The sequence below is a fragment of the bacterium genome (assembly GCA_018814885.1).
Lineage (GTDB): Bacteria > Krumholzibacteriota > Krumholzibacteriia > LZORAL124-64-63 > LZORAL124-64-63 > JAHIYU01.
The window spans coordinates 1-6,964 of sequence record JAHIYU010000031.1; the positions used below are offsets into that span (position 1 = coordinate 1).

The following is a 6,964-nucleotide window of genomic DNA, read 5'->3' on the forward strand; positions in this document are numbered from 1 at the left end:
CGGCGCGGCCGCCGGCGTAGCGGGCGCGGATCCGAGGTCGGGCGCCCGGATCAGGAGCCGTCCGTCGAGACGACCGGGACGGGGGAAGCAGCGGCAGCCGCCGCCGCGCCGGCGCAGAAGCCGACGACCAGGAAGACGACTGCCAAGAAGAAGGCCGCCAAGAAGACGACCGCCACCAACAAGAAGACGACCAAGAAGAAGGCCGCCAAGAAGACGACCGCGAAGAAGACCGTCAAGACGACCGCCAAGAAATCCGATTGATCCGGGCCGAGGTAGGAACGACCGATGGGGGAAAGTCCTTCACGACCCCCGCGAGACGCCACCTGGCGCGAGAGGCGGGAGCACTAACGGACCACCGCCCCCCATTCTCTACGAAAAAGTCATCCGCCATTTCCTGCTGGTCCTGCTCGAGGACGGCCTGATCGCCATGGAGGATCTCGAGGCCGAGGTCACGCGTGTGACCGGCGACGTCAGCTTCATCCACTGGTCCAATCCCAACCGCCCCGATCCCCCGCTCAGCCCGGAGGCGGTGGCGACGCTGCGCGGCTTCGTGCGCACCAGGGCGGCCGACCTCTGGAGCGACGCGAAGATCCAGGATCTCATCTACATGGCCATCAAGAAGGACCCGGCGCTGTGCCTGGTCGAACTGGCGATATACATCGCACACATCAGGGTCGCCTCCTGGACGATCGGGTGGCCCGCCCACTCTGCACGCCCCCGTCCCCCCGCACGAAGAAGAACAGGGACCGCCGTCTGGCGGTCCCTGTCGGTCGGCCGATCTCCGGCTCTACTGCTCGATCTCGGCGACGGCGAACTCCGGCTCCGGCTCGGTGGCGACGACGACGGCCTCCGTCTCCGCCGGCCCGACCGCGAAGCCGGCGGCCAGCGCAGCCAGATCCAGAGGCGCGGCGTCGCCCTGCGCGGCGGCGACAGCCTCGACCCGCGCCAGGCTCACCTCGGCCTTGGCGTAGGCGGCGTCGGCCGCCAGGGCCGCGGTGTAGGCTTCGGCGGCCTGGCCCGGGTGACCGCTGCGCTCCAGCGCCATGCCCAGGTTGTTCTGGAAGACGGCGTTGTCGGCGGCGAGGATCACGGCCCGGGACAGGGGTGCCACGGCCTCCCCGCAACGGTCGGTCTCGATCAGGAGCAGGCCGAGGTTGTTCAGGGCCCAGGTATCGTCGGCGTCCACGGCGAGGGCCTCGCTGTAGGCCGCGATGGCCTCGTCCGGGCGGCCGAGGTTGTGCAGGACCCGGCCGGTCATTCGCTGCACGCCGGCGTCGCCCGGCATCAGCACGGCGGCCGCTTCCACCACGGGCAGGGCGTCCTCGGCCCGGTCCTGCGCGAGCAGGACCCGCGCCAGGTTCACGAGGCTCTTGGTGTGGTCGGGGGAGATGGCCAGGGCGGCGCGCAGGGCGATCTCGGCGTCCTCGGCCGCGCCGGCCTTCCACAGGGAGAGGCCGTGCATGTAGTGGCCCCAGGCGTTGTCGGGCGCGCGCTCGACGTAGATGGCGAAGATATCGGCCGCCTCGTCGTAGGCGCGCACGTGGTAAGCGGCCTCGCCGTCGCGGTAGATCTCCGCGGCGGAGGCCGTCGCGTCGTAGCGGGGCGCGGGCGGGCCCTCGGTCTCGACGGTGGTCGCGAGGGGGTCGACCTGCGCCGCCTCGACGGACTCGGCGACGACGGTGGATTCCTCGAGGAGGGTGGGCTCAACGGTCTCGGCGACTTCCACCGTGGCTGTCTCGTCCTGCCGCGAGGCGACGTTCACGCCCACGGCGATGGCCACGCCGAGAACGAGGACGAAGAGGATGCCGGCCTCGGCCAGCTTCAGCTTGCGGGGATCGTGCTTGCTCTCTTGACGGGTGTTCATGGCGCTTCCTTTCGCTCGGGTGCCTGTCGGCGTCGGTTTCTGACCGGCCTAGCGCAAGGATGCGGCCACCGGGTCCGCTCTTGAGCATGGTCTCGTAATTGATTATTTGGCTGGAAATTGCGTAAAACCCGCCGAGCTCCGGCAGGGCGCCGCCGCCGCGGGTCGTGTCCTCATGGACACAATGTTTCGTGTCCCGGGAGACATGATCGCCGCGCGATCCATGCTATCATCACGGGAGATCAACAGAGAGGTGAGCCATGCCCATTCCCAGACTGTCGTTCCTGATGCTCGTCTTCGCCCTCGCTGCCGCGCCGGCCCTCGCGGACCGGATCCCCCCGCCCATCTTCGATTTCTGCGACCTGGCCGTCGCCGTCGTCGCCGACGAACAAGGCCACGCCGCGTATGCCGGGGACACCTGCGACGGAGGGAACCTGGTGCCGGACCACGACTGCGGCGCCACCGTCAACTACTACGGCCAGGAGGACTACTACGCCGTCGCCATGGACCCGGGCTGCACCTTCACGGCCACGGTCGCCCACGCGGGCGACGTCGCGCTGATGGTGACCGCCGAGTGCATCGTCTACGGGACGCTGTTCACCTGCCTGGCCGGCGTCGACGAGACCGGTCCCGGTGGCGTCGAGACCATCGCCTACACGAACGACTCGGGCGCGGCCACGACGGTCTACCTGGTCCTGGACAGCCTCGACACAGAGAGGTGCGGCGCCTATACCCTGTCGCTGCAGACCGATTGCACGGTGGGTGCGAAGAAGATGAGTCTCGGCGGCGTGAAGGCCGGCTACGAGTAGACGAAGGGCCGGGGAGTCATCCCCGGCCCCTCTGCGCCGCTCGTCGGCTGGGATCTACCTGTAGATGCTCTTGACGGCTCCCCAGGAGGCATCCTCGTTCGGGACGATGTCGAAGGAGTTGCCGCAGACCTCCAGGCAGTATGCGAACTCGCCCGTATACCCCGTGACCCACTCGTAGGGAGCCACGAAGATCCAGTAGGTCGCGCCGATGGTCGTGGGCACGGTCCAGGACATGGGTTGCAGCGAGACGACCTCGTTCGACTGGAACGAGTAGTCGTAGCCGCCGCAGCTCGGGTTCGCCGTGGTCATCATGCAGCGCGTCGGCGTCATCCAGTTCTCGACCTCGAGCGCCACGGTGATTGCATCGCTCGCGGCGACGAACTCGTACCAGTCGGTGTCCCGATTGTCGACACCGCCGGCCGGGTACCAGCCGCTGATCCCGCTCAGGTGCATGCAGCCCGAATCCTCGTCGATCCAGTTGAGCGGCTGGAAGACCTCCGGCGTGCTGTTGCAGCCGCCGTTGTGGTTGTCGACGTACTCCGGTACCAGGGTCGGCTCGCCCTCGGGCTGCGCGTTGATGTCGCACTCCAGGGGCTCGTAGGGCATGCCGGCGACGTCGAGGTTGTAGTCGCCGCATTCGGTGCCGTACCCGTCCACCACGATGTAGTAGGTCTCGCCCGCGGGCAGGAGGATACGCAGGTAGGAGGAGTAGGTGTAGCACTCCGGCGGATCGCCATAGTAGAAGTCGTCGTTGCAGCCCATGACGTTGAAGAAGGCGTCGTAGACATAGACCTTGGTGTCGTAAGACGAGTAGCAGAGGTCCAGCGCCACCACCTCGTCGATCGCCGGTGCGTAGGAATAGGCCACGTCCTGCGCGACGGAGCCGGCGAAATTACAGACCTCGTCGTAGTCATCGATATTGTCGCAGGTGTAGCCGGTGTCGGAGAACGGCAGGCTCGCGATGGCGATCGCCGTCCCGATGTCCTCGCCACCCTCGCGGCTGTAAGGCGTGAACGACGTCAGGCCGGGCTGTGCGGGACCTTTCTGCGGTGTGATGCGTGTGGCGCCGTCGTCGCCGGCGATAGCCCAGCTGGCCAGACAGAGTGTGAGCAGTACGAGTAACAAGCGTTGCATTGCAGCTCCCCCTTCTGTGGTTCCCCGCGACGGGAACCGGGCGTTGAAAATGGGCAAGTGCACGGGTGCCGTGCGATGCGCTTGCCGTGACCAGGATGCGTGAATGCGTCAGCCGACGGCCCCGGACTTTCGTGTTTACGGACAATACATCATCTCAGATGAAATATTCGTGCCTGCATTTGAGATAATGTGTTTTCGTGCCGCCTGGGAAGATCCGTGTTCCATCGCCGGTCCAAATCTAACATATCCGGATCTGCAAAGGAAGTATAGGAAACGAATATCCATCGGTTCATCTGCCTGTGTCCCGATGACCATTTGCTAAACGCTCGGGTCAAGACGTGTTATTTTGCACTGGTATCGCTTTTTTTGATGCCCGACCAGACTGCGATCCCAGAGCATGTGCCGGGCGAGTCTCCCTGAGTCCCCAAGGCTCGCTTGACGGTTCAGCGGGGTCGTTTCAGCCCGTGCCGTTTCATGACCTTGCTCAAGCTGGCGTGGTCGGCCAGACCCAGCTCCCGGGCGGTGTTGGTCAGGTGCCAGCCATTGCGCTCCAGGGCGGCCAGGACGATCCGTCTTTCCGCGGCTCCGCGAAGTTCCTGCAGGGTGCCGCCGGTCAGCTCGTGGTCTCCGTCGACACCGGCGTGAAGGGCGCCGGGAGTGCCGGGCACGTGCAGCGCCTCTATCTCCTCGCCGTCCGCGGCCAGTACCATCTGCTCCACCACGTTGCGCATCTCGCGCACGTTGTTGCGCCGCCACGTGCGCTTCTGCAGCAGGTTCAGGGCAGCCGGGGAGACCGTCCTGTGCCGGACCCGGAAGCGCTCGCAGGTCGCGCGCAGGAAGTGATCGACCAGGACCGGCACGTCGCCCAGCCGTTCGCAGAGCGGCGGCACCGCGATGCCGTGCACGTTGAGGCGGTAGAGCAGGTCCTCGCGGAAACGGCCCTCGCGCACCTCGACGTCCAGGTCGCGGTTGGTCGCGGCCACGACGCGCACGTTCACCTTGTGGGCCCCGGTCGCGCCCACGCGCGTCACCGCGCCCTCCTCCAGCACGCGCAACAACTTGGCCTGGGCCGGCAGCGGCAGCTCGCCGATCTCGTCCAGCAGCAGGGTGCCGCCGTGGGCCGACTCGAAGGCGCCCCGGCGCAGGCGGTCCGCGCCCGTGAAGGCGCCGCGCTCGTGCCCGAAGAGCTCGCTCTCGACCAGGTTTTCGGGCAGGGCGGCGCAGTTGACGGTGATGAAGGGTCCCTGGGGAGCCGCGCCCAGGCGGTGCAGCTCGCGCGCCACCAGTTCCTTGCCCGTGCCGCTCTCGCCGGTCACCAGGACGGGGCTGGGGATGGGCGCTACCCGCGCGATACGCGCCTTCAGTTCCGTCATGACAGGGCTGCGGCCGATCAGCGCCGAGTCGTCGGCCAGGCGCCGTTTAAGCGACGCGACCTCGCGGGCCAGGCGGCCGTGGGCCAAGGCGTTCTCGATCTCCTGGGCCACGCGTTCGGTGGGCTCGTCCTTGTCCACGAAACCGTAGGCCCCCAGCTTCACCGCCTGCACGCAGCGCTGGTAGTTCCCCGTGCCGGTGTAGACGATGACCGGCACGTCGATATCCATGTCCTGAAGGCCGCGCAGCACCGCGAAACCATCCGTGCGCGGCATCTCGAGATCGAGCACCACGCAGTCGAACGGTTCGGCGGCGAGCAGGTCGAGGGCCTCGGTGCCGTCCGCGGCGGTGACGATCTCGTGACCGCCGAGGCGGTGCAGGTCGTAGGCATACTGTTCGCGCATGGCGGGATTGTCGTCGACGACGAGGATGCGGCTCATGGGGTGGCCTCCGGGCCGGCGGGAGGGAAGGTCAGGGTGAAGAGGCTGCCCGCGCCGGGCGCGCTGTCCACGGCGATCACGCCGCCCGCGTCGGACACGAGCCTGCGCACGATGCTCAGGCCCAGGCCGCTGCCTTCGGTCTTGGTGGTGATGAACGGCTCGAAGATGCGCTGCTGCTGCTCGGGTGTCATGCCGCAGCCGTCGTCCACGACTTCCAGGAGCACGTTGCCCCCGTCACGGCGGACCGTGACCGTCACGCCGCCTTCGCCGATGCCGGACCCGTCGAGGCTCTCCAGCGCGTTTCGCACCAGGTTCTGCACCACGCGCCGCATGGCGGTGGGATTGACCGAGACCGGCGGCAGCGCGCCGTCGGGGGGGGCGTCCACCGTCACCGGGAAGGCGGCGCAGGCCCGGCGGACCAGTCGCGCCAGGTCGACGGGTTCCGGGGGCGACTCGGCGGCCAGGCGCTTGTAGCTGCCGGCGAGCTCCTCGAGGTGCTTCAGTCCAGCGTCGAGGGTCGATTCCCGTTCCAGAAAGACGCCGGGCAGCTTGTCTGGCTCCTCGCGCGCCACGCGCCCCAGGTGCCAGACCACGTTGCGGATGGGCAAAAACCCGTTGCGGAGGTCGTGGTTCACCTGTCGGGCCAGATCGCCCAGGGTGGCGCGCCGCTCCGCCGAGCGCAGGCGGTCGACGCCGACGCGCAGCCGGTGGACCATGTCGGTCATGAACCGCGCCAGCACGCCCACCTCGTCGTCGCGCGCGGTGGGAAAATCCGCCTCGAGCCGGTCGAGATCGATGCGGGACGTCGTCTCGGCGAGCGCGGCGAGGGGTCTGGTCACCCGTGATGCGGCCAGCACCGACGCCAGCACGACGCCCAGGGCGGTCAGGGCGAGGGCGCCCATCAACCAGAGTTCGAGGCCGCGCAGCGACGCGAACCAGACGTCGCGGGGATGGGTCAATACCAGGGTCGCATGCACCAGGGGCTCGCGCGGGGGGTGGGCGCGCCCGCTGCGCTCGAGGGTGGCGGGGAAAGACACGCCGCGGACCAGGTAGCGGAACGCGGGCACAACTGCCTCGGGATGGGGCAGCCGGCTCTCGCCGGCGCTGGTGAGCCAGGCGTCCAGGTCCGGGTCCGTCACGATGGCGCCGCCGTCGTAGACCAGGGAGGCCCGCACGTCGTCGCCGCCGGACAGTTCGGCCACGAAGACCAGGTCCACGCCGCGTCCGGCCAGCAGGTAGTAGTCGCCTCCGGGCACACGCAGGGAATCGACCCGCGCCAGGACCAGGCCGTGGCCGGGCAGGCGCGGGTCGCGCATCAGTCCCGGCGCGCCGCCGCCGGCGAGCACGGC

The 6,964-nt window shown here is 68.3% G+C and carries 6 protein-coding genes; 2 read left to right on the forward strand and 4 right to left on the reverse strand.

What is annotated here, in order from left to right; all coding sequences use genetic code 11:
• Positions 1 to 261, forward strand: a 261-nt coding sequence (locus KJ554_01850; GenBank protein MBU0741077.1) for a hypothetical protein, incomplete at its 5' end; no start/stop codon positions are given.
• Positions 262 to 787: 526 nt separating this feature from the next.
• Here the strand turns inward: KJ554_01850 and KJ554_01855 are convergent.
• The gene (locus tag KJ554_01855) at positions 788 to 1,864 is read right to left on the reverse strand and encodes a tetratricopeptide repeat protein (GenBank protein MBU0741078.1); all 1,077 of its coding nucleotides are present in this window, start codon (positions 1,862 to 1,864) and stop codon (positions 788 to 790) included.
• Between the two features lie 257 nt (positions 1,865 to 2,121).
• Here KJ554_01855 and KJ554_01860 point away from each other — a divergent pair, with 257 nt between their 5' ends.
• Positions 2,122 to 2,670, forward strand: a complete 549-nt coding sequence (locus KJ554_01860) for a hypothetical protein (protein MBU0741079.1) — start codon at positions 2,122 to 2,124, stop codon at positions 2,668 to 2,670.
• A gap of 54 nt (positions 2,671 to 2,724) precedes the next feature.
• On the opposite strand, the gene KJ554_01865 is transcribed toward KJ554_01860, so the two are convergent.
• The 3 genes from KJ554_01865 to KJ554_01875 form a co-directional block, all read right to left on the reverse strand.
• Positions 2,725 to 3,804: a hypothetical protein gene (locus KJ554_01865; protein MBU0741080.1), complete on the reverse strand. Its 1,080-nt coding sequence runs from the start codon at positions 3,802 to 3,804 to the stop codon at positions 2,725 to 2,727.
• A 443-nt stretch (positions 3,805 to 4,247) separates the two neighbouring features.
• Positions 4,248 to 5,615 (reverse strand): sigma-54 dependent transcriptional regulator, encoded by a 1,368-nt coding sequence (locus tag KJ554_01870; protein ID MBU0741081.1) that lies wholly within the window; start codon positions 5,613 to 5,615, stop codon positions 4,248 to 4,250.
• A partial coding sequence (locus KJ554_01875; protein ID MBU0741082.1) for a HAMP domain-containing histidine kinase occupies positions 5,612 to 6,964 on the reverse strand: 1,353 nt, incomplete at its 5' end. The genes KJ554_01870 and KJ554_01875, both read right to left, overlap by 4 nt.